Source organism: Mitsuaria sp. CC2 (genome assembly GCF_048957715.1).
In the GTDB taxonomy this organism is placed as follows: Bacteria; Pseudomonadota; Gammaproteobacteria; order Burkholderiales; family Burkholderiaceae_C; genus Roseateles.
Genome location: NZ_JARVXN010000029.1, coordinates 28,093 through 53,864, shown reverse-complemented (window position 1 = coordinate 53,864; position 25,772 = coordinate 28,093). Strand labels below are relative to the sequence as shown.

The 25,772-nt window shown below is 68.3% G+C and carries 22 protein-coding genes and 1 pseudogene; 13 read left to right on the top strand and 10 right to left on the bottom strand.

What is annotated here, in order from left to right:
- Positions 1–32: 32 nt before the first annotated feature.
- Positions 33–1,031, top strand: a complete 999-nt coding sequence (gene glk / locus PV762_RS19970) for a glucokinase (RefSeq protein ID WP_421036747.1) — start codon at positions 33–35, stop codon at positions 1,029–1,031.
- A gap of 46 nt (positions 1,032–1,077) precedes the next feature.
- Here the strand turns inward: glk and PV762_RS19965 are convergent, their stop codons facing one another.
- Together PV762_RS19965 and PV762_RS19960 are read right to left on the bottom strand one after the other, a co-directional pair.
- Positions 1,078–3,099 (bottom strand): M13 family metallopeptidase, encoded by a 2,022-nt coding sequence (locus tag PV762_RS19965; protein ID WP_421036746.1) that lies wholly within the window; start codon positions 3,097–3,099, stop codon positions 1,078–1,080.
- Positions 3,100–3,234: 135 nt separating this feature from the next.
- Positions 3,235–4,197, bottom strand: a complete 963-nt coding sequence (locus tag PV762_RS19960; protein WP_421036745.1) for a DMT family transporter — start codon at positions 4,195–4,197, stop codon at positions 3,235–3,237.
- A gap of 138 nt (positions 4,198–4,335) precedes the next feature.
- Here PV762_RS19960 and PV762_RS19955 point away from each other — a divergent pair, with 138 nt between their 5' ends.
- The 3 genes from PV762_RS19955 (at position 4,336) to PV762_RS19945 (ending at position 7,739) form a co-directional block, all read left to right on the top strand.
- Positions 4,336–5,214: a LysR family transcriptional regulator gene (locus tag PV762_RS19955; protein ID WP_421036744.1), complete on the top strand. Its 879-nt coding sequence runs from the start codon at positions 4,336–4,338 to the stop codon at positions 5,212–5,214.
- A gap of 67 nt (positions 5,215–5,281) precedes the next feature.
- Complete coding sequence (locus PV762_RS19950; RefSeq protein WP_421036743.1) at positions 5,282–6,082, top strand: enoyl-CoA hydratase-related protein; 801 nt, start codon at positions 5,282–5,284, stop codon at positions 6,080–6,082.
- Between the two features lie 82 nt (positions 6,083–6,164).
- Complete coding sequence (locus PV762_RS19945) at positions 6,165–7,739, top strand: 3-hydroxyacyl-CoA dehydrogenase (RefSeq protein WP_421036742.1); 1,575 nt, start codon at positions 6,165–6,167, stop codon at positions 7,737–7,739.
- 123 nt (positions 7,740–7,862) lie between these two features.
- On the opposite strand, the gene PV762_RS19940 is transcribed toward PV762_RS19945, so the two are convergent.
- Together PV762_RS19940 and pcaF are read right to left on the bottom strand one after the other, a co-directional pair.
- Positions 7,863–8,699: an IclR family transcriptional regulator domain-containing protein gene (locus PV762_RS19940; RefSeq protein WP_088407692.1), complete on the bottom strand. Its 837-nt coding sequence runs from the start codon at positions 8,697–8,699 to the stop codon at positions 7,863–7,865.
- Between the two features lie 573 nt (positions 8,700–9,272).
- Entirely contained in the window at positions 9,273–10,472 is a 1,200-nt protein-coding gene (pcaF, locus tag PV762_RS19935) for a 3-oxoadipyl-CoA thiolase (protein WP_421036741.1), read from the bottom strand.
- A gap of 200 nt (positions 10,473–10,672) precedes the next feature.
- On the opposite strand from pcaF, the gene PV762_RS19930 reads away from it, so the two are divergent.
- The 6 genes from PV762_RS19930 (at position 10,673) to PV762_RS19905 (ending at position 17,439) form a co-directional block, all read left to right on the top strand.
- On the top strand, positions 10,673–11,971 hold the full coding sequence (locus PV762_RS19930; RefSeq protein WP_421036740.1) for an HD-GYP domain-containing protein: 1,299 nt from the start codon (positions 10,673–10,675) through the stop codon (positions 11,969–11,971).
- Positions 11,968–14,133, top strand: coding sequence for a putative bifunctional diguanylate cyclase/phosphodiesterase (locus tag PV762_RS19925; RefSeq protein WP_421036739.1), 2,166 nt, complete (start codon positions 11,968–11,970; stop codon positions 14,131–14,133). The genes PV762_RS19930 and PV762_RS19925 overlap by 4 nt, the downstream gene beginning before the upstream one ends.
- 65 nt (positions 14,134–14,198) lie before the next feature.
- The gene (locus tag PV762_RS19920) at positions 14,199–14,522 is read left to right on the top strand and encodes a DUF1840 domain-containing protein (RefSeq protein ID WP_421036738.1); all 324 of its coding nucleotides are present in this window, start codon (positions 14,199–14,201) and stop codon (positions 14,520–14,522) included.
- Positions 14,523–15,200, top strand: a complete 678-nt coding sequence (locus PV762_RS19915) for a histidine phosphatase family protein (protein WP_421036737.1) — start codon at positions 14,523–14,525, stop codon at positions 15,198–15,200.
- An 83-nt stretch (positions 15,201–15,283) separates the two neighbouring features.
- Entirely contained in the window at positions 15,284–16,360 is a 1,077-nt protein-coding gene (locus tag PV762_RS19910; RefSeq protein WP_421036736.1) for a sterol desaturase family protein, read from the top strand.
- Between the two features lie 125 nt (positions 16,361–16,485).
- Positions 16,486–17,439 (top strand): porin, encoded by a 954-nt coding sequence (locus tag PV762_RS19905; protein WP_421036735.1) that lies wholly within the window; start codon positions 16,486–16,488, stop codon positions 17,437–17,439.
- Positions 17,440–17,532: 93 nt separating this feature from the next.
- Here the strand turns inward: PV762_RS19905 and ruvB are convergent, their stop codons facing one another.
- The 3 genes from ruvB to PV762_RS19890 all read right to left on the bottom strand — a co-directional run bounded on the left by ruvB (position 17,533) and on the right by PV762_RS19890 (position 19,971).
- A complete protein-coding gene (gene ruvB, locus PV762_RS19900; RefSeq protein WP_421036734.1) occupies positions 17,533–18,597 on the bottom strand; it encodes a Holliday junction branch migration DNA helicase RuvB in 1,065 nt (354 codons plus the stop codon).
- Between the two features lie 28 nt (positions 18,598–18,625).
- Positions 18,626–19,195: a Holliday junction branch migration protein RuvA gene (gene ruvA / locus PV762_RS19895; RefSeq protein WP_421036733.1), complete on the bottom strand. Its 570-nt coding sequence runs from the start codon at positions 19,193–19,195 to the stop codon at positions 18,626–18,628.
- A 122-nt stretch (positions 19,196–19,317) separates the two neighbouring features.
- Positions 19,318–19,971, bottom strand: coding sequence for a response regulator (locus PV762_RS19890; protein ID WP_067069232.1), 654 nt, complete (start codon positions 19,969–19,971; stop codon positions 19,318–19,320).
- Here PV762_RS19890 and PV762_RS19885 point away from each other — a divergent pair.
- A complete protein-coding gene (locus tag PV762_RS19885) occupies positions 19,970–20,140 on the top strand; it encodes a hypothetical protein (RefSeq protein ID WP_421036732.1) in 171 nt (56 codons plus the stop codon). The genes PV762_RS19890 and PV762_RS19885 overlap by 2 nt on opposite strands.
- Here the strand turns inward: PV762_RS19885 and PV762_RS19880 are convergent.
- Positions 20,124–21,590, bottom strand: a complete 1,467-nt coding sequence (locus PV762_RS19880; RefSeq protein WP_421036731.1) for a sensor histidine kinase — start codon at positions 21,588–21,590, stop codon at positions 20,124–20,126. The genes PV762_RS19885 and PV762_RS19880 overlap by 17 nt on opposite strands.
- 104 nt (positions 21,591–21,694) lie before the next feature.
- Between PV762_RS19880 and PV762_RS19875 the strand changes: the two are divergent.
- Together PV762_RS19875 and ybeY are read left to right on the top strand one after the other, a co-directional pair.
- Positions 21,695–22,672: pseudogene (locus tag PV762_RS19875) on the top strand (PhoH family protein); the annotation flags it as partial.
- 272 nt (positions 22,673–22,944) lie between these two features.
- On the top strand, positions 22,945–23,418 hold the full coding sequence (ybeY, locus tag PV762_RS19870) for an rRNA maturation RNase YbeY (protein ID WP_421036730.1): 474 nt from the start codon (positions 22,945–22,947) through the stop codon (positions 23,416–23,418).
- An 18-nt stretch (positions 23,419–23,436) separates the two neighbouring features.
- Here ybeY and PV762_RS19865 read toward each other — a convergent pair whose 3' ends face one another.
- Both PV762_RS19865 and hemB read right to left on the bottom strand, forming a co-directional pair.
- Complete coding sequence (locus PV762_RS19865; RefSeq protein WP_421036729.1) at positions 23,437–24,531, bottom strand: magnesium transporter CorA family protein; 1,095 nt, start codon at positions 24,529–24,531, stop codon at positions 23,437–23,439.
- Between the two features lie 41 nt (positions 24,532–24,572).
- Positions 24,573–25,580, bottom strand: coding sequence for a porphobilinogen synthase (hemB, locus tag PV762_RS19860; protein ID WP_421036728.1), 1,008 nt, complete (start codon positions 25,578–25,580; stop codon positions 24,573–24,575).
- Positions 25,581–25,772: the final 192 nt, after the last annotated feature.

Sequence of the window (25,772 nt, the reverse complement as noted above, 5' to 3'; positions counted from 1 at the left end):
AGCTCTGGAGCATCGGTGAAGGAAGAGAAGGCATGAGACAAGGCGCAAAGACGGCGCCGGCGCGTTTGCTGGCGGATGTGGGCGCGACGCACGTGCGTTTCGCCAGTCAGGGCGGCGCGGCCGATCCGCTGGAACACGTAGCGCGGTATGTCTGCCAGGACTTCGATACGCTCGCGGACGCGATCTTCTATCACCTGCATCGCGAGGGCCTGCGGACGCCGCGCAGCTGCGCGATCGGCATCGCGACGGCGGTCACCGGCGATCACGTCCGGATGACCAACCACCACTGGAGTTTCTCCACGCGGGCGCTGCAGTCCGCGCTGGGCGCGGAGCGGCTGCTGGTGATCAACGACTTCACGGCGCTCGCGCTGGCGCTGCCGACGATCGGGCCGCAGTCGACACGCCAGGTCGGCGGCGGCGCGGCCGTCGTCGGCGCCGCCCGGGGGCTGGTCGGACCAGGAACGGGCCTGGGTGTCTCCGGCCTCCTGCCTTCCGAGGACGGGAACCCGATGGTCGCCGTCGGCGGCGAGGGCGGACATGCGACGCTGTCGTCCTACGATCCGGAGGAGCGCGCCGTGCTCGACCTGCTGCATCGCCGCTTCGGCCACGTGTCGGCGGAACGCGCGGTGTCGGGGCCCGGTCTAGAGAACCTCTACACCGCGTTGGCTGAACTCCGCGGGCTCAAGCTCGCGCCCGGCGAAGGCCGCAGCGCACTGGCCATCACCACGGCCGCCCTCGCGGACGAGCACTTCAGCAGCGACGTCCTCCGCATGTTCTGCGCCCTGCTCGGCGACATCGCCGGTCACGTCGCCCTCACGCTCGGCGCGCGCGGCGGGCTCTACATCGGCGGCGGCATCGTGCCCCGCCTCGGCGAGTGGTTCGATCGCAGCCCGTTCCGGACGCGTTTCGAAACCTGCGGACGACTGACCTCCTACCTGCGCGCCATCCCGACCTTCGTCGTCCATGAGGCGGACCAGGCCCCGCTGCTCGGTGCGAGCCGGGCGCTGGATCGGGAAGTGCTGACCCACTAAGAAAACAGGCCGGGAATCCCGGCCGATCTGCTTGGCGAAGGTCTGATTACCAGATCCGGATGCGGTCCTCGCTGGACTTGAACATCTTGTCGCCCGGCTTGGTCTTGAAGGCCTCGTGGAAGCCATCATGGTTGACGGCGGCACCGTTGGCGCGGAATTCCGGCGGCGAGTGCGGATCGATGGTCAGCAGCTGCAGCTTGCGCTCGTCGCGGGCCTTCTCGCGCCACGCCTGCGACCAGCCCATGAAGAAGCGCTGCTCGCCGGTGTAGCCGTCGATCACCGGCGCCGGCTTGCCGCCCAGCGAGCGCAGATACGCCTTGTAGGCGATCTGCAGGCCGGACAGGTCGGCGATGTTCTCGCCCAGCGTCAGCTTGCCGTTCAGATGCTTGCCGGCGATGGGCTCATAGCCCTCGTACTGGGCGACCAGCTTGTTGCCGATGGCGTCGAAGGCCTTGCGGTCGTCGTCGGTCCACCAGTTGCGCAGCTTGCCGTCGCCGTCGAACTGGCTGCCCTGGTCGTCGAAGCCGTGGCTGATCTCATGCCCGATGACCGCGCCGATGGCGCCGTAGTTCACCGCGTCGTCCGCCTTCGTGTTGTAGAAGGGCGGCTGCAGGATGGCAGCCGGGAAGACGATCTCGTTGAGCGTCGGGTTGTAGTACGCGTTGACCGTCTGCGGCGTCATCAGCCACTCGCGGCGATCGACCGGCTTGCTGGCCTTGGCGGCCTGGCGCTTCCACTCGAAGACCGAGGCGCGCAGGTTGTTGCCCACCGGATCGCCGGCTTTCACCTCCAGCGCGCCGTAGTCGCGCCAGACGTCGGGGTAGCCGATCTTCACCATGTACTTGGACAGCTTGTCCTGCGCCTGCGCCTTGGTCGCCGGCGTCATCCAGCTCAGCTTGTCGATGGACTCCTTGTACGAGGCCAGCAGGTTGTTGACCAGCTGCACCATGCGCGCCTTGTCGGCGGCCGGGAAGTGGCGCTTGACGTAGACCTCGCCGACGGCCTCGCCCAGCGCGCCGTTGACGTTGCCCACGGCCTGCTGCCAGCGCGGCAGCTGGCTCTTCGCGCCGGTCAGCGCCGCGCCGTGGAAAGCGAAGTGCGCGTCGCGGTAGACCTGGGGCAGGGTCGAGGCGTTGGCGTCGAGCGTGCGGAAGGTGAGGTAGAGCTTGAGGTCGTCGAGCGAGGCTTCACCCAGCAGCTTCGCGGCGCCGGTCAGGTAGCTGGGCTGCGAGGCCGAGAGCTTGTCCAGGCCCGGCAGCGAGGCGGCGGTGAAGAAGGCGTTCCAGTCGAAGCCCGGCGCCTTCTGCGCGAGCTCGGCCGGCGTCATCGGGTTGTAGGTCTTCTGCGGATCGCGCAGCTCGACCTTGTCCCATTGCACCTGCGCCAGGCGCTCCTCGAGCGCCAGCACGCGCTGCGCGCTGCCCGCCGGATCGGCGATGCCGGCGGCCTTCGCCAGCGTCTGCAGATAGTCGACATAGGCGCCGCGGGCCTTGCCCAGGCGTTCGTCGTCCTTCTTCAGGTAGTAGTCGCGGTCCGGCAGGCCCAGTCCGCCCTGCCAGGTCTGCAGGCGGTTGATGGTGGGATCCTGGTAGTCGGCCTCGATGCCCAGCGGCACCGGCAGGTCGACAACGCCGGTCTGCGCGCCCAGCCAGGTGGCGAGCTGTTCGCGCGTCTGGATCGCGGCGATGCTGTCCAGCAGCGGCTTGATCGGCGCGAGGCCGGCCTTGTCGATCGCCGCGGTGTTCATGTAGGCGGCGTAGTAGTCGCCGATCTTCTGTTCGACGGTGCCGCCCTTGGCCTTCTTCTTCGAGAGGTCCTCGATGATGGCGCGCGCCCGCTTGTCGGAGAGGTCCGCGAGCAGGTGGAAGGCGCCGTAGGAGGACTTGTCGGCGGGGATCTCCGTGGTGGAGAGCCAGTGGCCGTTGGCGGCGCGGAAGAGGTCGTCCTGCGGGCGGACCGACTTGTCGTAGCCCTTGAGGTCGAGACCCGATTGCGGCGGCGCCGCCATCGCGAAGCTGCCCAGCTGCATCAGCAGGGCAAGGGTGGTGAGGCGGAGGGCAGTCTTCATCGCAAGCAGCTGTTGAGCGCGGGCCGGGCCCGACGAGACCCCCAGCCTATGCCAGAAGACAGGCCCATGACAAAAGGCATGAGCCCGCCTGTGGCGCCCGTCGCACCGGGACTTTCCTGCTTGCCGCAGAGCGGATCAGGTGGCTGGGGAGCGCCCGCCGGCGCCGGCCAGCGCCCCGGCCTTTACCTTTGCTTGACCGGCGGAGGCGGGCGATCGGGTGCTCAAGGTGAGGGCCGCGATGACGAGCGCCGCTCCTGTCCATTCCTGCATCGCCGGGTGCTGGCCCAGCGCGACGCTCATCAGCAGCGCGGACACCGGCACACCGTTCAGGAACAGCGTGCCTCGCGACGCGCCGAGTTGCCGCACGCCGAAGTTGAAGGCCACCACCGCCGCGACCGTGGGCACGGCCGCGATGTAGACGAGGTGCGGCACGACCGGCGTCACGTCGGACCAGGCAGGCGCGGCGATCCAGCCGCCGGCCGTCGCGACGAGCGCGAACGCCACCTGCCACGGCAGTGCCGCGAGGGCGGTGAGACCGGTGTATTCGAGCGGGCTGAGCTCCGGCACCTGGGCCGCGCCGCGCGTGTAGAGGACCCAGCCGACGGTGCCCAGCAGGGTCAGCGCGTCGCCCAGCAGCATGTGCGGCGGACCGTCGGTGCGCCCCAGCACGCCGGAGACCAGCACGACCCCGCTCAGCGCCAGCACCGCCGCGCCGGCCACGGCGATGCCCGGCCGCTGGCCGTCGAGCAGCCAGCGCAGGAGGATCGTCGTCATCGGCATCGTCGCCATCAGGACCGCGCCGTGCGAGGGCAGCGAGAGCTTCAAACCCTCCAGCACGAGGATGCCGAAGAAGCCGTAGCCCAGCACGCCCTGGCGCGTCAGCGTGCCGAAGTGCGCGCGGAGCTTGGCCCAGGGCCGTTCGCCGAAGAAGACGACCAGCAGCGTCATGCCGACGCCCGCGAGCAGGTAGCGCAGCGCCGTGAACCAGATCGGATCGAGGCGGCTCAGCACCGGCTTGCCGACGAGGAAGAGGCTGCCCCACGAGACGGCTGCGAACAGCATCGCGACGGTGGCGGCATAGGGATTGGAGAGGCTCATGGCGGCCTTCGCTTTCGCAGGACTTCGATGGAACGGCAGTCTGGGCGCGGCCGCGCGCACGGTCCATGCGCATCTTTGGAACAGGCGTTTTGAGAATCCGAACGCGGGTCCGACGCCGGCTTGTCAGAATCCGGACCCATGGAGCTGTACCAGCTGAAGAGTTTTCTGGCCGTCGTGGCCGAACGGAACCTGACCCGCGCCGCGGAGAAGGTGTTCACCTCCGTGCCCGCCGTCAGCGCGCAGATCAAGGCGCTGGAGGAGGAGTTGGGCGTCCAGCTGTTCGAGCGCAGCTCGCGCGGCATGACGCTGACGTCCGCCGGCGAGAAGCTGGCCGAGGAGGCCCGTCGCACGCTGGATGCCGCGCAGCGCCTGCGACAGGCGGCCGCGCAGATCCGCGGCGAGGTGCAGGGCGTGCTGCGCATGGGCACGGTCACCGACCCGATCTCGCTGCGGCTCGGGGACGTGATGGTGAAGCTGGCCGAACGCCATCCCGGCATCGCGCTCCAGCTGATGCAACGGTTGTCGCTGCACAGCGTGCAGGCGCTGCGCCGGGGCGACGTGGACTGCGCCTACGTGCTCAACGAAGGCGGCTCCATCGACGGCCTCGACGTGCGCAAGCTCAAGCGGATGGAACTGGTCATCGCGGTGCCTCGCCGCTTCACCGACCGCGAGTGGCCGGTGTCGCGCGACGCGCTGCTCTCGCTGCCTTGGATCGAGACGCCCGCGAACTGCGGCCTGCGTCCCGCCGCCGAGCGGCTGTTCCGCGGGGCCGGCCGCGAACCCGGCCAGGGACTGATGGCCGAGACCGAAGCCGCGGTGCGCGGCATGGTCGCCAGCGGGCTGGGCGCGGCCATCCTCCGCAAGGACCAGGCCGAGGAGGCGGCGCGCGCCGGCGAACTGCGCATCTGGCCGCATTGGCAGGATGAGACCTGGCTGTGCTGGCTGCAGCGCGAAGGCGCCGACGACCCGGCGCTCGCCGCCGTGCGCGAGCTGGTGCTGGAGACCTGGGAGCACTGACCTCCGGACATTTCCCGACCGACCGGTCGGGCTGCGATACTCCGTCGATCACAACGGAGACGGCATCGTGGAGACCCTGCAGATATCGACCGACGCGCGTGGCGTGGCCCGCGTGACGATGAACCGGCCCGAGGTGTTCAACGCCTTCGATGAAGCCATGATCGCGGCCCTCGATGCCGCCTTCGAACGGCTCGGCCAGGACCCCGCCGTGCGCATCGTCGTGCTGGACGGCGCCGGCAAGGCCTTCAGCGCCGGGGCCGATCTCCAATGGATGAAACGCGCGTCGGAGGGGACGCAGGCGTGGAACGTCGAGGACGCGCGCCGCTTTGCCGGCATGCTGGACCGCATCGCGCGCTGCCCGAAACCGACGATCGCGAAGGTCCACGGCGTGGCATTGGGCGGTGGCGTCGGACTGACGCTGGCCTGCGACATCGCGGTCGCCGCCGCCGGGGCGCAGTTCGCGGTCAGCGAAGCCCGTTTCGGCATCCTGCCGTCGGTGATCGGTCCCTACGTGATCAATGCCGTCGGGCCGCGCGAGGCGCGTCGGCTCGCGTTGACGGCCAGCCGCATCCCCGCTGCCGAGGCGCTGCGGATCGGCATGCTGCACGAAGTCGTCCAAAGCGACGCGCCGGACGGCCTCGATGGCGCCGTCGAGCGCTGGATCGCGGAACTGCTGATGAACGGCCCGCGGGCGCAGGCGGAGATCAAGACGCTGTTCGCGCAGCTCGAGGTCGGTCCCGTCAGCGATCAGGTCCGCGAACTGACCGCGCAGACCATCGCCCGGGTGCGCCTGGGCGCGGAGGCGAAGGAGGGCTTCGCGGCCTTCCTCGGCAAGCGGCCCGCGAACTGGGTGCCCCGTCCCGATTGATCCGGGCCGGGAGCAGAACCGGACCGTGCGCCGCAACGTGCGCCGCAATGTGGACCGGAAGGCGAAGAACACGGAGACAGCAATGACGGAATCGACTGGATCGACGGGATCCTGGCGCGTCGGGACGGCACCGGCCGCGCAGGCGACGGTGGCGGTGATCGGGGCAGGCGTGATGGGCGCGGGCATCGCGCAGGTGGCGGCGCAGGCCGGCCATCCGGTCCGTCTGATGGACCTGCGCGAGGGCGCCGCGGCCGCGGCGATCGCGCAGATCGGCAAGGCGCTTGACGGCCTCGTGACCAAGGGCCGGATGGAGGCGGCGGAGCGGGAGGCGGTGGTGGGCCGGCTCTCCCCGGCCGGCGCTACCGCCGACTTGAAAGAGGCGGCACTCGTGATCGAGGTGATCGTCGAGAAGCTCGAACCCAAGCAGGCGCTGCTGCGTGAGCTCGACGCGCTGCTGCCGCCGGACGCGCTGATCGCGTCCAACACGTCGTCCATCAGCATCACCGCGCTGGCCAACGGGATGACGACGCCGCGCCGCCTGGTGGGCATGCACTTCTTCAATCCGGTGCCGCTGATGAAGTTGGTGGAGGTGGTCTGGGGCGCGGAGACGGACCCGTCCGCCGCCGAGGCGATCGAACAGCTGTCCCGCCGCTGGGGCAAGACCCCCGTGCATGCGAAGTCGACGCCGGGCTTCATCGTGAATCGCATCGCTCGACCGTATTACGCCGAGACGCTGGCGCTGCTGCAGGAGCAGGCGGGCTCGCCCGCGCAACTGGACCGCGCGCTGCGGAGCGCCGGCTTCCGCATGGGACCGTGCGAGCTGATGGACCTCATCGGACACGACACCAACTACCTGGTGACGCAGTCGGTGTTCGAGGCCAACTTCGGCGACAAGCGCTATCAGCCGTCGCTGGTGCAGAAGGCCCTCGTGGACGGCGGACGCCTGGGGCGCAAGTCGGGCAAGGGCTTCTACGAGGGTGTGCCCGGCGGGACGCCGTCGACGCCGCCGGTTGATGGCGAGCCCGGCCCGGTCACACTGGCGGGGCAGGGCGCGTTGGTCGAGCGCCTCGGTGCCTGGATGACGACGCGCCGTGTTGCGTTCGAGCGCGACGCAGCGTCGGATTGGAACGGCGTCGCCGTCGAAGGTCTGCAGTTGCACTTCACGCGCGGGCGTTGCGCCGCGCAACTGGCGCATGAGCGCGCGCAGCCCGGTGTGGCGGTGATCGACTGGCCGCTGGCGCCGGATCGCATCGAGGGTCTGGCCATCGCCTTCGCTCCACGCGTCGACGCCGAATCTCGGAAGCAGGCCGAAGCGCTGCTCCGCCGTCTCGGCTGGGAGCCGCTGGTGCTGCGCGACGTACCGGGTCTTGCCGTCGCCCGCACGATCGCAATGCTGGTCAACGAGGGCGCGGACGCGGTCTGGCAAGGCGTCTGCGATGAGGCTGGCGCCGACACGGCAATGACGCTCGGCGTCAACTACCCGGCCGGACCGTTCGAGTGGCTCGCACTGCTCGGCGCGACGACCGTCGTCGATACGCTCGACGGGCTCTTCGCCGCCTATCGCAGCGAGCGCTACCGCATCAGTCCGCTGTTGCAGCACCGCACCTGGGACCGACCGAGCGCGGCCGGCGGGAGCCGGGGGCCCCAGGCCTCATAAGTCCCAGAATCGGCCTGGGGCCCCCGGCTCCCGCCGGCTCGATGCACCGGGCTACGTGCGCCCATGAAAAAAGCGACCCGCGGGTCGCTTTCTCGTTGGCGCTTCCGGACTCGTTCTGGAGCCTCAGAGCAGCATGCGGAGGTGGGCTTGCGCCTGCAGCAGCGGGGGCAGGCAGTGCTCGACCATCTGTTCCATGCTCATGCGCGTGGCATGGACGCTGATGGCCATCGCGGCGACGGTGTCGCCCTTGTAGTTCTTCAGCGGCACGGCGACCGAACGCAGACCTTGTTCCAGCTCCTGGTCGATCAGCGCGTAACCCTGGGCGCGGGCCCGGGCGATCTCGATGCGCAGGCGCTCCGGATGCGTGATCGTGTGCGGGGTCAGCGCCGTCAGTTCCTGACGGGCGATGAAGGCGTCGACCTCCGCCTGCGGCTGCGCCGCCAGCAGCACGCGGCCATTGCCGGTGCAGTAGGCCGGCACGCGGGTGCCCGGTTGCAGCGTCGGGGACACCACGCGACCCGCGCTCGTCGCCGAGATGCAGATCACGTCGTTGCCGTCCAGCACGCCAGCCGACGAGGCTTCCTTCATCGCGTACGCCAGCTTGTGCAGCTCGGGTTCGATGATGCGCGGCAGACGGGCGGAGTGCATGTAGCTCTGGCCCAGGCGCAGGACCTTCGGGGTCAGCGCGAACATCTTGCGGTCCTGCGAGACGAAGCCCAGGTGGGTCAGCGTCAGCAGGTAGCGGCGAGCGGCCGCGCGGGTCAGGCCGGTGCGGCCGGCAACTTCGCTGATGGTCAGTCTGGGGCGCTCCTGATCGAAGGCTTCGATCACGGCCAGACCCTTTTCCAGGCCAGCGACCAGATCGCGCTTCAGCGGACCGGTACGGACTTCAGCATCAGGGGCGGGGACGACCGCTTGGATCGCGGTCAGTTCATCATCAAAGGCTCGTGCAGCAGACATGGCGAAGAGGGAGGACGTGCGTTTGACGCCCAAATCTGCTGGGCGTAAGCAGGTGATGTCCGGAACTATAGGGACAACCCTGTGAAGAATCTTTGCCAGGGCAAATGTTTTATCCGCAAATCGCACGCATATGCATCAAATTGGTGCACTTTCTGCGCAGAACGCCCCACCGCCTGGAGCAGGCAGCGTGAACGGGCGTTCAGCGGGAAAAAGGTGCGCGAAACCGCGGTCGGTGGTCGCTAAGCAAGCGGTCAATAGTCAGACATCATGCTTGTCACCGCATATCGCTACATATATGAGCGGTATGCGCCATCAAACGAAGTCAGTATCACACGCGATGTGCGATTGGCGCCTACGTGGTCCTACGTGCGCCCATGACTATTTCTCTGTCGTCCCCAACTTTTGGCTATAGGTCGCACGTCAGGGTGAAGCCCCGCCAGTGCACGCGCACTGCACCAAAATGAGGTCAGACAACCTGGGCGATTGCTGGATTCCTCAACCCATTCGCGGCGAAGTGTCTTCGCCATGAACAAGGGACAAGATGTCGGGTTCGATCTTCGGTTTCCGGAGGGGTCAAACGCGTTCGACGACGACCGCGATGCCTTGACCCACACCGATGCACATCGTGCACAGCGCGTAGCGGCTCCGGGTCCGGTGGAGTTGGTTGATCGCCGTGGTGATCAGCCGAGCGCCGCTGGCGCCGAGCGGGTGACCCAGCGCGATCGCCCCGCCATGAGGGTTCACGCGAGGATCGTCGTCCTGCAGTCCGAGATCGCGCAGCACCGCCAGACCCTGGGCGGCGAAGGCCTCGTTCAGTTCGATGACGTCCATCTGGTCCAGCGTGAGTCCGACCTGTGCGAGCACCTTGCGCGTCGCCGGCGCGGGACCGATGCCCATGATGCGCGGCGCGACGCCTGCCGTCGCCATGCCCAGCACCCGGGCGCGCGGGGTCAGGCCGTGCCTGGCGATCGCCGCTTCGCTCGCCATCAGCAAGGCACAACTGCCGTCGTTGACGCCGGAGGCATTGCCGGCGGTCACGCTACCGTCCGGCCGGACCACGCCCTTGAGCCGGGCCAGCGCCTCCAGGCTGGTCTCGCGCGGGTGCTCGTCCTGCCGGACGACGACCACGTCGCCCTTCTTCTGGGGAATGGTCACCGGGCAGATCTCGGCGTCGAAGAAGCCGCTGCGCTGCGCGGCCAGGGCCTTGCTCTGCGACGCCAGCGCCATGCGGTCCTGGGCGTCGCGCTCGATGCCGAAATCGACGGCGACGTTCTCGGCGGTCTCCGGCATGGCGTCGACACCGTACTGCGCCTTCATCTTCGGGTTGATGAACCGCCAGCCGATGGTCGTGTCGTAGAGCGCATTGGCGCGCGAGAAGGCCGATTCCGCCTTGGGCATGACGAAGGGGGCGCGGCTCATGCTTTCGACGCCGCCGGCGATCATCAATTGCGCCTCGCCGGCGCGGATCGCCCGGGCGGCGCTGCCGACGGCGTCCATGCCGGAGCCGCAGAGCCGGTTCAGCGTCACCCCGGGCACGGCGATCGGCAGGCCGGCCAGCAGGGCGGACATGCGCGCGACATTGCGGTTGTCCTCGCCGGCCTGATTGGCGCAGCCGTAGATCACGTCGTCGAGGGCTTCCCAGTCGAGCGACGGGTGGCGCGCCATCAGGGCCTGGATGGGCACCGCCCCCAGATCGTCCGCGCGGACCGACGACAGGGCGCCGCCGTATCGCCCGAAAGGGGTGCGCTGCGCATCGCAGATGAAGGCATGCATGAAAAGTCTCCTGTATCTTTATGAGAATGCGAGGTTCGGGGGATCATAGGGTGACGCTGGAAAAACCTGTGACAAGTTGCACGGTCCCCTCGGGATCATGCGCAACGCCGTACGGTTGACGCGCTTTTGATTTAAGTTGCGCCCCTCCGCAGCCGAAGCTGCTGACGAGGGCGCCCGAACCGGGACGCGGAACTACAAGAATGAAGGACAGATCGGCCGATCCGCTCATCGATGTGAACCAGCTGAAAGTGGGGATGTTCATCCATCTCGACCTCGGCTGGATGTCGCATCCGTTTCCGCTCAGCAGCTTCAAGCTGAGCTCGGAAGAGCAGCTGCTGATCCTGCGCCGCCTGGGTCTGAAGCAGGTGCGCTGGAGTCCGGGCAAGAGCGATCTGCCGCTGGAAGCCACGCCGATGCCTGCGCCGCCCGTGGCGGCGGCCGTGGTCGACGACCAGCGCAGCGTCGAGGACGAGGTGCGCGAGCGCCATCGCCGCCTGCTGGCCGAGCAGCGCGATGCGCTGCTGCTGTGCGAGCGCCAGTACGCCGAGGCCGCCACCGCCCTGCGCGACCTGATGGACCTCGTGCCGCGTGAACCGACGGAGGCGCGCGACCGCTCGTCTGCATTGTCCCGCGCGCTGCTGGACAAGATGCTGGTCGAGGGCGACATCAACATCCGTCTGCTCAACGAGGGCGCCGGTGACCGGGGCACCGCGCACGCGCTCAACGTTGCCGTGATCGCGATGCTGCTGGGCCGGGCGTTCGGACTGGGTCGGGACGAGATGCTGGAGCTGGGCCAGGGCGCGCTGCTGCACGACATCGGCAAGCTGGAATTGACGGCCCGTTTCCGCCATCGCGACGACAGCTTCACCGCCGCCGAGGTGGCCGCCTATCAGCAGCACGTCGCCAAGGGTGTGGCGCTGGGGCAGAAGATGGGCGTGGGCGCGGGCCCGCTGCTGATCATCGCGCAGCATCACGAACACGCCGACGGCAGCGGATTCCCGCAGCGCCTGAACGCCGACCGCATGAGCATCGGCGCCCGGATCGTGGCGCTGGTGAACCGCTTCGACGGCCTGTGCAATCCGCTGCTCAGTTCCAAGGCGATGACGCCGCATGAGGCCCTGTCGTTGATGTTCGCGCAGGGCCGCAGCCGTTTCGACGCGACCATGCTCAATGCCTTCATCCGGATGATGGGCGTGTATCCGCCGGGCTCCGCCGTGCAACTGACCGACGACCGCTACGCGCTGGTCGTCGCCGTCAACTCGTCGCGCCCTCTCAAGCCCAGGGTCATGGTCCACGATCCCCGGGTACCGCGCGATGAAGCGCTGGTGCTCAACCTGGAAGAGCTGCCCGACCTCGGCATCCGCCGCAGCGTCAAGCCGCAGCAGTTGCCGCGCGCCTCGCTGGACTACCTCAGCCCGCGCAGCCGCATCGCCTATTTCTTCGAATCCGCCGGCCCGATGTCCATGCCGCCCTCGCCCCCGGGGGAGATGGCGGCGTGAATCTTCCGGTCCGAGCCACCGCCGCGGCCCCCGCGGCGCTCAATGCCGCGTTCCTGCCGCTGATCGACGGCCTGCAGGAGGCGGTCTGGCTGGTGGACGCGCGCACCCATTGCGTCGTGGCGGTCAACCAGGCCTCGCAGCAGCTGCTCGGACTGCAGGCAAAGGATCTGGTGGGCGGCAGCATCGAATCCCTGGCGTCGACGCCGGAGGATGCGCTGTTCTGGATGGATGCCGCGATCGGCCGCCGGGAGAGCCTGCACACCGACACGATGATGCGTCACGCGGACGGTCGCATGCTGTGGATTTCCCGCCGCATCAGCCATGTCGCGCAGGCGCAGGGCGACGGACTGTGGCTGATCGCGATGCGCGATCAGACGCAGCAGCGCCAGCACGACGAGGAGCGCGAGACGCTTCTGGCGGAACTCCGGGCCACGCTGGAATCGACCGCGGACGGCATCCTGGTCACCGACCTGGCCGGCCGGATCCGCAGCTTCAACCAGCGGCTCGCGTCGCTGTGGGGCATTCCGGAGGATCTGCTCAACGACCGAAACGACGACGCCGTGCAGGCGTGGATGAGGCGCAGCGTCGTCGACGGCGCCGCCTACGCGATGCGACTGGGCGCGATCCAGGAGTCGCCGCTGCTGCACACCAGCGACAACCTCAAGCTGATCGACGGGCGCGTCCTCGAGCGCGTCTCGCTGCCTCAGTGGAGCCGGGGCCGGCCGATCGGGCGCGTGTACTCGTTCCGCGACCTCAGCGAGAAGCTGGCCGCGCACCAGCGCATCGAGGAGCTGTCCCACAACGACATGCTGACCGGGCTGCCGAACCGGCGCGCGCTGATGGAACGCGTGGACTACGCGCAGGCGATGGCACGTCGCGAGACGACGCCGTTCGCGCTGCTCAACGTCGATCTCGACCGCTTCAAGCAGATCAACGACACGCTGGGACATTCGTACGGCGACCGCGTGCTGAAGGAAGTCGCGCTTCGGCTGAAGGAATCGCTGCGCGAAGTGGACACCGTCGCACGGCTGGACGGCGACGAGTTCGCGCTGCTGATCCACCAGGCCGACGCCCGCGGCGCCGAGCACGCGGCGCGGCGCGTCCAGGAGGCGATGTCGCGCCCCTTCTGCTTCGACACCTTGAGCTTCACGGTCACCTGCAGCATCGGCATCGCGCTGTTCCCCGGCGACGGCGCCAGCGCCGAGGAACTGCTGGCCAGCGCCGAGCGCGCGATGCACTGGGTCAAGGAGAGCGGCCGCAGCGCGTTCCGCTTCCACCAGCCGCGCAAGGACGTGGACCTGCTGTCGCGCATGCGGCTCGACCATGCGATGCGTCAGGCACTGCAGGAACACGAGTTCCGTCTGCACTTCCAGCCGCAGGTCTCGCTGGAGACCGGCGAGCTGGTGGGCGCCGAAGCGCTGATCCGCTGGCGCGATCCGCTGCGCGGCGACGTGCCGCCCTCCGAGTTCATTCCTGTGGCCGAGGAGAGCGGCTTCATCATCGCGATCGGCCAGTGGGTGCTGCAGCAGGCGGTGGCGCAGGCCTCGGCGTGGCTGCAGAAGGGACTGCGCGTGCCGGTGGCGGTCAACGTGTCGGCCTTGCAGTTCCAGCAGACGCAATTCGTCGAACAGGTCGGCCAGGCGCTTCGCGCCTACGACCTGCCGCCGTCGCTGCTGGAGCTGGAACTCACCGAATCCGTGCTGCTGCGCGACGCCGAGGAAGCGCTGCATCGGATGGAGGCGCTGTCGGAACTCGGCGTGTTGATGTCGATCGACGATTTCGGCACCGGCTATTCGAGCTTGGGGTATCTGAAGCGCTTCCCGATCCAGCGGCTCAAGATCGATCGCAGCTTCGTGCACGGCTTGCCGGGCGACGCGAGCGACGCCGGCATCGTCAACGCCATCGTGCAGATGGGCCGGGCGCTCCACCTGAAGGTCATCGCCGAGGGCGTGGAGACCGACGCGCAACGCGAATTCCTGGCGCGCTGCGGCTGCCACGAATACCAGGGTTTCCTGTGCGCGCCGGCGCTGGAGACGCGCGCGTTCGAGGAGCGCCGGGCGCAGATCGCCGCGCAGGCCGAGGCCGGCAAGTTGGCGCGCGAGCAGGCCGCGGCGGTGCCGCGAGCGGCGCGCGCGTCCGTGCACCTGCTTCGCGGCGCCTGATCCGCGCCGCTCGCGAGGGCGGCACAATGCGTCGATGGGCCGCTGTCGACGGCCGGGAGACACGTGTGCTGTACAAGTTCAAGTCGAAGGCCGGGGCGGACGTCATCATGACGGCCGCTCACGGCGACCAAGCGCTGCAGGCCCTGGGGCGCGGACCGGCGCCGCAAGGCATCTTCCAGGCGTCCGACCTGCCCGCGCTGATCGCGCATGGCGAGGCGGCGATCGCGGAGGAACAACAGGCGCAGGATCGCGCCGCCGAACAGGCGCAGGCCGAAGGCCGCAAACCGCCGCCCAAGGCCGAGGTGTCGCTGCGCCAGCGCCTGTGGCCGTTGCTGGAGCTGATGCGCGCCGCGCAGGGGGCCGGCACCGACGTGGTCTGGGGCGTCTGAGTGGACCCGACGCTGATCCTGGCCATCCGGCACGGCGAAACCGCCTGGAACAGGGAGGGCAGGCTGCAAGGTCACTTGAACCGCCCTCTGAACGCGCTGGGCGAGCGCCAGGCCGAGCGGCTCGGCGCCGCGCTGGCCGACCATCCGATCGACGCGATCTATGCGAGTGACCTGGACCGCGCCGCCGTGACCGCGCGGCATCTGGCGGCGCCGCATGGGCTGGACGTCCGTCTCGACGAACGCCTGCGCGAGCGCGCGTTCGGCATCCACGAGGGCAAGCTGTGGACCGAGATCGAGTCCGGCTTCCCCGAGGACGCCCTGCGCTGGCGGCGACGCGATCCGGATTTCGAGCCACCCGGCGGCGAAAGTCTCACCGCGCTCTACGCGCGCTGCATCGCGGTCGTGTCCGAACTGGCCGCCGCACATGCGGGCCAGACGATTGCGGTCGTCGCGCACGGCGGGGTGTTGGACTGCCTCTACCGCGCCGCCACCCGCATCGACCTTCAGGCGCCGCGCAGCTGGGTCCTGGGCAACACCAGCGTGAACCGGCTGCTGCACTCGCCGCAGGGATTCAGCCTGGTCGGATGGAACGACGATCAACATCTGCAAGGCCTGGCACTGGACGATCCCGGCGTGCCGGGCTTCATTCCGGCCGCGGTCGCGACCGCCCGGGCTTGAGCGCGTGATCGCCGGCTCCCACGAGGGCCGGCGGCCGCCGATATCGACAAGAGCGCCGCATCGAGCGTTCCTCGAGGAGACACATGACCGACGCACAGATCATCGTGCTGGCCACGCCCGTGTTCTTCGCCCTCATCGGGCTCGAATACTGGATCGGCCTGCGCCGCGGCCGCAACACCTATCGCCTCAACGATGCGGTGAGCAGCATCGCGCTGGGCATGCTGAGCCAGGTGGTGGGCGTGATGACCAAGCTCTTCACGCTGGGCATCTACACCTGGGTCTTCGAACGCGCCGCGCTGATGCGGCTGGATGCCGGCGACTGGTGGGTGTGGCTGCTGGGGCTGCTGCTCTACGACTTCCTCTATTACTGGCACCACCGCCTCGGCCACACCACCGCGCTGCTGTGGGCCGCGCACGCCGTCCACCACCAGAGCGAGGACTACAACCTCTCCACCGCGCTGCGGCAGACCGGCAGCGGCTGGCTGGTCGGGTGGGCCTTCTACATGCCGATGGCGATCCTGGGATTCCCGCCGTTGGTGTACGCGGTCGTCGCGCTGGTCGACCTGCTGTACCAGTTCTGGGTGCACACGCAGCAGATCGGCAGGCTGGGCTGGTTCGACCGGTGGTTCTGCTCGCCATCCAATCACCGGGTGCATCACGCCGTCAACGATCCCTATCTTGATCGCAACTACGGCGGAATCCTGGTCATCTGGGATCGGATGTTCGGGAGTTTCCAGGAAGAGCTGGATCAAGAGCCCTGCGTCTACGGCACGCGCGACGCGCTGCAGAGCTGGAACCCGTGGACGGCCAACGTGCAGGTCTACGCCAAGCTGCTGTCCAAGACGCGGCGCACGCCGCGCTGGCGGGACAAGTTGCGCCTGTGGTGGGAGCCGGCGCACTGGGAGCCGGGCATCGGCGCCCGCATAGCGCCCGGATACGACCCGCACACGAGGCCGCTGTTCGACCCGAAGGTCGCGTCCTCGCACGCCTGGGCGGCGGGCGGCATGTTCCTCGTGCTGCTGGTCGCGATCGCACTGTTCCTCTGGCATGCCCACCGGCTCGGCCCGATCGAGCAGATCGCCGTGCTCGCCGCCCTGCTGGCGGGGCAGGTCCTGACGGCCCGGCTGTTATCACCCGCCGGCCCTCTGGTTCACCCCTAACGGGGAACTGTTGCAATTTTGCGTCGGGCGTGATGGGTGCGTGCAACGCACTTCTATACTCCGCACACCTTGCAGTAAAGCCATGAGCCAGACCGGCTGAAACCTCCAACTGGATGAAGGTGGGTATGAAAAAGATTGCATTCGCTGCGGCCATCGCGGCCCTTTCCGCTCCCGTGTTCGCGCAGAGCTCCGTCACGCTCTGGGGTCGCATCAACACCTCGGTGGAAAGCATCAAGACCGGCAACAACGACCGCGTCGCGTCGGTGATCAACAACAACTCCCGCCTGGGTTTCAAGGGCACGGAAGACCTCGGCAGCGGCCTGAAGGCCAGCTTCGCCCTGGAGCACGGCCTGAACTCGGACGACGGCCGCCAGACCAGTTCGGCGTTCTGGAACCGTGAAGCCAGCGTGCAGCTGGCTGGCGATTTCGGCGCTGTCCGCCTGGGCCGCTGGACCCCGGGCTCGTACTACGCCACCGCCGACTACGTGTCGATGCACAACCACGACACCGGCACGTCGGAAGACAAGCTGTACTCGGGCGCAGGCTTCACGCAGACCAACAAGGTCGGCTACTTCACCCCGAACATCAGCGGCTTCAACGGCGAGTTCACGCTGCACGCCGGTGAAGGCGTCGATCCGCGCGGCTACGACGTCGCCCTGAACTACGACCAGGGCCCCGTGCACCTGGGCGCTGGTTACAGCAAGCAAGGCCCGGCCAAGCAGTACGCGATCCGCGGCCTGTATGAATTGGGCGCCTTCACCTTCGGCGGCTACGCGCAGCGCGAAGAGTCGGGCACGCCGCTGGTCGCCGGTGGCAAGGACAGCCGTTGGATCGGCCGTGCCGCTGTGATGTACACGATGGGTCAGTCGGAATTCCACCTGAACGTGGGTGGCACCAAGGCCGGCGCGTACTCGTTCAACAACGGTCGCAACGGTGGCAAGCAGTACACGGTGGCGTACAACTACAACCTGAGCAAGCGCACCAAGGTGTATGCGTTCTACACCGCCGTGGATGCGAATACGCCGGCCAAGCGCGACGACCTGAACTCGTTCGCCCTGGGCGTTCGCCACAACTTCTGATCTCCGGATCACGAAGCACAAAGGCGCTCCTCGGAGCGCCTTTTTCTTTGCCGTTCCGGAGCGTCGGTCAGCTCGCCTGGCCGGGCTCCCCGATCACTCCAGATCGAACAGTTGCCCCGCCTGCTTAGGCGGCGCGACGCCCAGGTGGCGATAAGCCGCCAGCGTAGCGATCCGTCCGCGCGGCGTGCGCTGCAGGAAGCCCTGCTGGATCAGGTAGGGCTCGATCACGTCCTCGATGGTGCCCGGCTCTTCGCCGATCGCCGCGGCGACGTTGTCCAGTCCGACGGGCCCGCCGTCGAAGCGATGCACCACCGCTTCCAGCAGCTTCCGGTCCATCAGGTCGAAGCCCAACGGATCGACGTCCAGCATCGCCAATGCCTTCTCGGCGATGCCGCGGGTGATGGTGCCGTCTGCCTTGACGTCGGCGTAGTCGCGCACGCGGCGCAGCAGCCGGTTGGCGATCCGAGGCGTGCCGCGCGAACGCCGCGCGACTTCCAGCGCGCCCTCCGGATCGATCGGCGCGCCGAGCAGCGACGCCGACCGCGTCACGATGCGGCGCAGCTCGTCGGCGGTGTAGAACTCCAGCCGCGCCACGATGCCGAAGCGGTCGCGCAGCGGGTTGGTCAGCATGCCGGCACGCGTGGTCGCGCCCACCAGCGTGAACGGCTGAAGATCGAGCTTGATCGAGCGGGCCGCCGGGCCTTCGCCGATCATGATGTCGATCTGGTAGTCCTCCAGCGCGGGGTACAGGATTTCCTCGACGACCGGCGACAGCCGGTGGATCTCGTCGATGAACAGCACGTCGTTGCGCTCGAGATTGGTGAGGATGGCGGCCAGGTCCTTGGGCTTCTCCAGCACCGGCCCGCTCGTCTGGCGCAGGTTGACGCCGAGCTCGGCGGCGACGATGTGGCTCAGCGTCGTCTTGCCGAGCCCCGGCGGTCCGAACAGCAGCACATGGTCGAGCGCCTCGCGCCGCTTCTTGGCGGCGCCGATGAAGATCTCCAGCTGCTCGCGCGCCTTCACCTGACCGACGTATTCGTCGAGCAGCTTGGGGCGCAGCGCGCGTTCGATCGCGTCCTCGTTCGGCGACGCGGGCTGGGCGCTGATGAGGCGGGCCTGCTGCGGCGCGGGCGTGAAGTCGTCGGTCTGGATGCTCATGGTCGGAGGGTACGCCGCGCGCGGGGATTCATGACAGGTGCTTCATTGCCAACTTGATGCCTTCGCTGACGCCGATGTCCGCAGGCAGCGTCTTCAGCGCGGAACCGGCTTCCTTCTCGCTGTATCCCAGCGCCACCAGCGCCTGGAGGATGTCGGCCTGGGCGTCGTTGGCCACGGACACCGGCAGCGACAGATCGGGGCTCAGCTTGCCCTTGAGTTCCAGCAGCAGCCGTTCGGCCGTCTTCTTCCCGATGCCCGGGACCTTCACGAGCCGGCCGGCCTCCTGCTTGGAGACGGCCTGGGCCAGATCCCCGACCGACAGGCCCGATAGCAGCGACAGCGCCATCTTGGGCCCGACGCCGCTGATCTTGATGAGCAGGCGGAAGGTGGTGCGTTCCTCGGCGGTGAGGAAGCCGAAGAGCACGTGCGCGTCCTCCCGGATGCTCAGGTGCGTCAGCAGCGAGGCGCGCTCGCCCAGGCCCGGCAGGTTGAAGAAGGTGCTCATCGGCACGTCGACTTCGTAGCCGACGCCCTGCACGTCGATGACAACCTGCGGGGGCGATTTTTCCGCGATGACGCCGGTGAGCTTGCCGATCATGGGCGCGGATTATCCGCGTTCGTCGGCGCTTCGACGTGATTCTGCTGGATGTTTGTCCAGTATTTTCCCGAGGCCGGGTGTCCGCTCCCCGCTCTGGCGCCGGAATCCGTCTCGCAGGACGTTCAGTTCCTGCCGAAAAGCCCCAGGCGCTGCGCTTCCAGCGCCGCCTCGGCGCGCGAACTCACGTTGAGCTTGCGATAGATCTGCTTCACATAGTCGGCGATCGTGTGACGCGACAGGCCCAACTGCACGCCGATCTCCGGCAGCGTGAAGCCCTTGGCGACGCGCAGCAGCACCTCCGTCTCGCGGTCGGTCAGCGAGACCTCGTGCAGCACCTGCGCCGCCTGCGGCCGGCGCTGCGAAGTGAAGTAGGCGATGACCTTGCGCGCGATCGATGGGGACAGCGGCGGTTCGCCCTGGCTGATGCGCTGGAGCTGCTCGACCAGCAGCTCGCGCGACTGTTCCTTCAGCAGATAACCGAAGGCGCCGGCCTGCAGGGCGGGGAAGAGGTGTTCGTCGTCGTCGTGGATGGTGACGATGACGGACTGCACTTCCGGCTGCTTCTCGCGCAGCGCCGAGATCACGTCGACGCCGGAACCGTCCGGCAGGCCCAGGTCCAGCAGCGCCAGCGTGAAACGCTGCGAGTTGACCTGCTGAAGGGCGTCCTGCACCCGCGAGCACTCGGTGACGACCGCGTTGGCGAAGACCTGCTTGACCAGGACCTTGAGCCAGGCGCGGATTTCGGGAATGTCTTCGAGGAGCAGGATGTGGTTCATGGCGCGGATTCTTGCTCAGGAAAGCAGTGCCGGCAGGGAACCCGCCGACTTCGCGCAACAGTACGGCTTTCTCGGGGGGCTGACCATCCTGATCAACGCCGGACTGTGGTGCCGGCGGCAATGGATCACGCGAGATCGCGATCAGAGCGTGATCAAAGTGGGATCGTGAGCCGGATGACGGTGCCCCAGCCGGGTCCGGATTCCACCAGGCACTGGCCGTGCATCTGCTTGGCGCGGGCCTTCATGCTGGCCATGCCGTGTCCCTTGTCCAGGCGACCTTCGAGCTCCAGCGGGATGCCCTGGCCGTTGTCCTGGATCACCACCGAGAAGTAGCCGTCCTGCGCCGAGCAGCTGATCACACAGTGCGTGGCGCCGCTGTGCTTGATGATGTTGCTGACCGACTCGCGCAGGATGCGCGTGGTCTGCACGTAGGCGCGGGCGGGGAAGGTGTGCTCGATGTCCTCGGCAGGGGATTTCCACTCGGCCAGGATGTTCGCCTGGGCCAGGCGGGAGACCACCTCGGCGCGCCAGTCGCCCAGCGCGTCCAGCAGTTGCACCGGCTTGCCGGTCAGGCCGCGCACTGACAGCCGCATCTCTTCCAGCGCCTCGCGGGCGAGCGTCGAGATCCTGTCCGACTCGCTGGTATGCACGATGGTCAGCAGCTTGGCGCCGAGGTCGTCATGCAGGTCGGCGGCGATGCGCTTGCGCTCGCGTTCTGTGACCTGCTCCAGCTTGGTCTCGGCGACCTGTTCGAAATGGCGCTCCAGCTCGGCGATGCGTTCCTGCAGCCGCAGCTCGCCCTGCAGCACGGCGAGCTCGGATTGCGTCAGCGCGCGGGCGAACCCGCGCACGCGATGCAGGCCCAGGCCCAGCAGGCACAGGGGACCGAGGATGCCGGCCAGCCCGCTGCCCGGCAGCGTCCAGGCCGTCAGGATCGCGAGCACGCCGAAGCCGATCAGCACGCAGCTGAGGACAAAGTCGGACTGCGGGTAGCGCTCCTCCAGCGTCGGGAGGAACATGTCCTGCCAGAGATGCCAGAGGTGCCAGGCCATCGCGACCAGGAGCTGGGCGCCCAGCCACCAGAGCGCGAAGGCGGCGATGCGTGTCGCGGGCAAGGGCAGCAGCAGCGCGGCGGGGAAAATCAGTGCCTGGGCCAGCAGCGCGCGATGCATGCGGCGATCGTGTCGTCGCATCCGCCGCATGAGGTAGTGGACCGCGCACCAGAGCAGCCACGGCGCGAGGATCACCGCGATCCCGGTCCGCCACGAGGACAGCGGCGCGAGGCCGATCATGACCACCCATCCCGGCATCAGCACGAGCAGCCAGCCGATGTGCCGTTGCGCGCGGCGCTGCCAGATCAGCAGTCCCAGCACGAAGGCCATCAGCACCAGCGCGGACTGCAGCCCGTAGGCCAGTTGCGGCGCCAACCGCGTCCACAGCGTGGCGAAGGAGCCGGTCGTGATGCCGTCGCCGCCCGCGACCGCCGCGCCCGCGACCTGCGCGAGGCAGACCGGCACGGCCAGTGACAGGATCGCCGCGGCGCCGAACGCCGCGGGCCGGGTGCCTCCCTGCGCCTGCGCGGCGTCCCTCGGGCCGGCGGCGTCTCCTTGTTGTTCCATGGTCCGGTGCATGGGGGGCGATTGTGCAGGCGCGGCAAGCACGCCGCGCACCGGCGCGCGACAATACCGCCCTCAACCCCCCTGAATACGGAGCCTTCTCCGCTTTGAACCTGCGTCACGCCTTCACCCCCGCCGACAACCGGCGCCTGTCGCACCTGTGCGGCCCGCTGGACGATCATCTCCGCCAGATCGAGGCGGCGCTGGACGTGCGCATCACCCACCGTGCCGAGCACTTCAACGTCGAGGGCGAGCGCGCGCAGGCGCGGCGCTCGCTGGTCCTGCTCGAATCGCTTTACGCGCGGGCCGACCGGGCGATTCCCAGCGAGACGCTGCGCCTGGCCATCGTCGAGGCGGCCAACGACCTGGCCACATCGGAGAAGGCGGCGAACGGCGCCGACGGCGGCAACGGCGGCAACGGCGAGGACCCGGACGGCGGTGTCGTGCTGCGCACCCGGCGCGCCGACCTGGCCGGCCGCACCGGCAACCAGCACATCTACCTGCGAAGCATCCTGTCGCACGACATCAGCTTCGGCATCGGTCCGGCGGGCACGGGCAAGACCTTCCTCGCGGTGGCCTGCGCGGTGGACGCGCTGGAACGCTCGACGGTGCAGCGCATCATCCTGACGCGCCCGGCGGTCGAAGCCGGCGAGCGCCTCGGTTTCCTGCCCGGCGACCTGACGCAGAAGGTCGATCCCTACCTGCGCCCGCTCTACGACGCGCTGTACGACCTGATGGGCTTCGATCGCGTGACCAAGGCCTTCGAGAAGGGGCAGCTGGAGATCGCGCCGCTGGCTTTCATGCGGGGACGCACGCTGAATCACGCGTTCGTCATCCTGGACGAGGCGCAGAACACGACGCCCGAGCAGATGAAGATGTTCCTCACCCGGATCGGCTTCGGCAGCAGGTGCGTGGTCACCGGTGACACGAGCCAGATCGACCTGCCGCGCGGCATGCGCAGCGGGCTGGTCGACGCGGAGCAGGTGCTGGACGGGGTCGAGGGCATCGCGATCACGCGCTTCACGCGCGCGGACGTCGTGCGCCACCCGCTGGTCGCGCGCATCGTGCAGGCATACGAGGACCAGACGGAAGCGCTGGCCCGCGAAGAAGCGCGCGCGGAGGAGGAGCACCGCGCCCAGTTCGCCGAAGAACGCGAGGAACGTCGTCTGCGTGCGCTCCGCTTGCGGGAGGAGGCGATGCGCTTTGAAGCGCCTCCCGAGCCTGCCGTGAAGAAGGCGGCGTCGAAGAAGCCGGCAGTGAAGAGGCCCGTCGCGAAGAAGACCGTGGCGACCCAAGCTGTGGCGAAGAAGGTGGCCGCAAAGACGACTGCCAAGTCCACGCGCAAGGGAACTGCCCGATGAGCCGCCCGGAACTGAGCCTTTCGCTGCAATTCGCGGATCCTCGCCACAAGGCGCTGCTGCCGCGGCACAAGGTGATCCGCTGGATGCGCGCGGCGCTGGAGCTTCCGGGCGAGATCACCGTCCGCATCGTCGACGCGGAGGAGGGACAGTCGCTCAACCGCGAATACCGCTCGAAGGATTACGCGACCAACGTGCTGACCTTCGACTACACCCACGAGCCCGTCGTCGCCGCTGACCTGGTGATCTGCGCCGAGGTCGTCGAGCGCGAGGCCAGGGAAATGGGACTGGACATCGCGGCGCACTACGCGCACATGCTGGTCCACGGCACGCTGCACGCGCAGGGCTACGACCACGAGGAAGACGACGAGGCCGAGTGCATGGAAGCCCGTGAGACCGAGGTCATGCTTGGGCTCGGCTTCGCCGATCCGTATGCTGCGGCGAAGGCCAAGCCCGCCAAGGTGAAGCGCTGAGCGCTTCGCCCTGTCTTCCTACTGCTGCGTACCGAGGTAGCGTTTGCGCCAGAAGAAGGCGCCGAGCAGGATCGCAGTGACGACCATGACGCCGACGGCGATCCAGAAGCCGGTGGCCCGGTGGATCAGCGGCAGGGTGTCGAAGTTCATGCCGAAGACGCCGGTGATCAGGTTCAGCGGCAGGAAGATGGCCGTCAGCACGGTCAGCGTCCGCATGATGTTGTTGGTGCGCTCGCCGGTGAGCGAGAAATGCATCTGCACCGACGTCTCCGCCGACGTCTCCAGCCGCCGCACATGGGTCAGCACGCGCTCGACGTGTTCGAGCACGTCGCGCGAACGCACGCGCAGCAGCTCGCGCTCGCGTTCCGCCCGCGCGTCGCCGACGGGCCATTCGCCCAGCGCGTCTATCCATTCCTGCACGGCGCTGCGCTGGTCCTCGCAGAGGTCTTCGAGCCGCGACAGCGTGTCGCGTGCGTGCAGTACCACGGGCCAATCGCGGAAGTGGCCGCGCCGGTCCAGCAGCAGGTTCTGCAGCGTCGTCAGCTGACGGGTGAGCAGCCGGCGCAGGTCCAGATAGCTGTCGACCATGTGGTTGACCATGCGCAGCATCAGTTCGGCCGGGCTGTGGGGCAGCCTCGTGCTGCCGCGCAGGTCGCGGCCCTCCTGCTGCGCGCCGAGCTTGCCGGCGAAGTAGTCCCGCAGCGAGCACTCGCCCGGATGCACGGTGATCAGCACGCGGTCGAAGACGGCGAAACCGACCGGACTGGTGTCGATGGCCTTCAGCGCCTCGTTGACCGCGGCGGCGGTGCGGGGCTCGTCCTCGGACAGATGCTGCTGGCGGCCGGGCATCGTCGCGAGCCGGCGGAACACCATCAGGTCGTAGGCGCTCGTGTAGTCGAAATGGGAGGGCAGTTGCGGATTCATCAGATCCGACACATGCAGATCGAGCAGCTGCGCGCCGGTCCAACGCGTGAGCCGCTGCTGCAGCGAGCCGAGCTGAAGCTCGAATTCCCGCCGCGGCAGGCCGATCCACAGGAAGCCTTCGGGCGGGAGCTCGTCGGGCAGCCCGGCGAGCTCCTCGTAGACCGCGTCGCTCAGGTGGAAGATGCGCATGCGTCGGTCGGGCAGCCCGCGTTCCCTGGCGTCCGGGACGTTCAGGCGCCGGCGCGCAGCAGACGCGCCGCGTCCATCGCGAAGTAGGTCAGGATGCCGTCGGCGCCCGCTCGTTTGAAGGCGAGCAGCGCCTCCAGCATCACGGCGTCGTGGTCCAGCCAGCCGTTCGCGGCGGCGGCCTTGATCATGGCGTACTCGCCGCTGACCTGGTACGCGAAGGTCGGGACCCTGAATTCCTGCTTCACCAGACGCACGATGTCCAGGTACGGCAGCCCGGGCTTGACCATCACCATGTCGGCGCCCTCGGCCAGGTCCAGGCCGACTTCGCGCAGGGCTTCGTCGCTGTTGCCCGGGTCCATCTGGTAGGTCTTCTTGTCTGCCTTGCCGAGGTTGCTGCGCGAGCCCACCGCGTCGCGGAACGGTCCGTAGAAGGCGCTCGCGTACTTCGCGCTGTAGGCCATGATCCGCGTATGGATGTGGCTGTCGGCTTCGAGCGCGGCGCGGATCGCGCCGATGCGGCCGTCCATCATGTCGCTGGGCGCGACGATGTCCACGCCCGCCCGGGCCTGGACCAGCGCCTGCTGCTTGAGCAGCTCGACGGTACGGTCGTTCAGGATGTAGCCCTGCTCGTCGAGCACGCCGTCCTGGCCGTGGCTGGTGTACGGATCGAGCGCGACGTCCGTCAGCACGCCGATGCCGGGCACCTTCTCCTTGAGCGCGCGCACGACGCGCGGGATCAGGCCGTCCGGGTTGGTCGCCTCGATGCCGTCAGGCGTCTTCAGCGCCGGATCGATCGCGGGGAACAGCGCCATCACCGGGATGCCCAGTTCCACGCATTCCTCGGCCACGGGAATCAGCTTGTCCAGGCTCAGGCGGGAGACGCCCGGCATCGACGCGATCGGTTCGACGCGGTGCTCGCCCTCATGGACGAAGACCGGAAAGATGAAATCGCTGGCGTGCAGGCGGTTTTCGCGAACCAGCGCCCGGGTGAAGGCGTCGCGACGCAGCCGACGGGGACGGCTGGCGGGATAGGGAGCGGGAAGTTGCATGATTTCCGGGAAGTACCACCAGGATGAGGGGCCATCCGGTGAAAAGACGTGGATTCCGAAATTCGGCAGATCTGTTAAAGTCGTTCTTGAATGATAGCCGTTAGGCTGTCGTTCCCTGCTTTTCCTCCCTGAGCAGGAGCCTTAACGTGATGACAGCGATAAGGCTTTCCGACCCCGGCTGTGAAGCCGGGG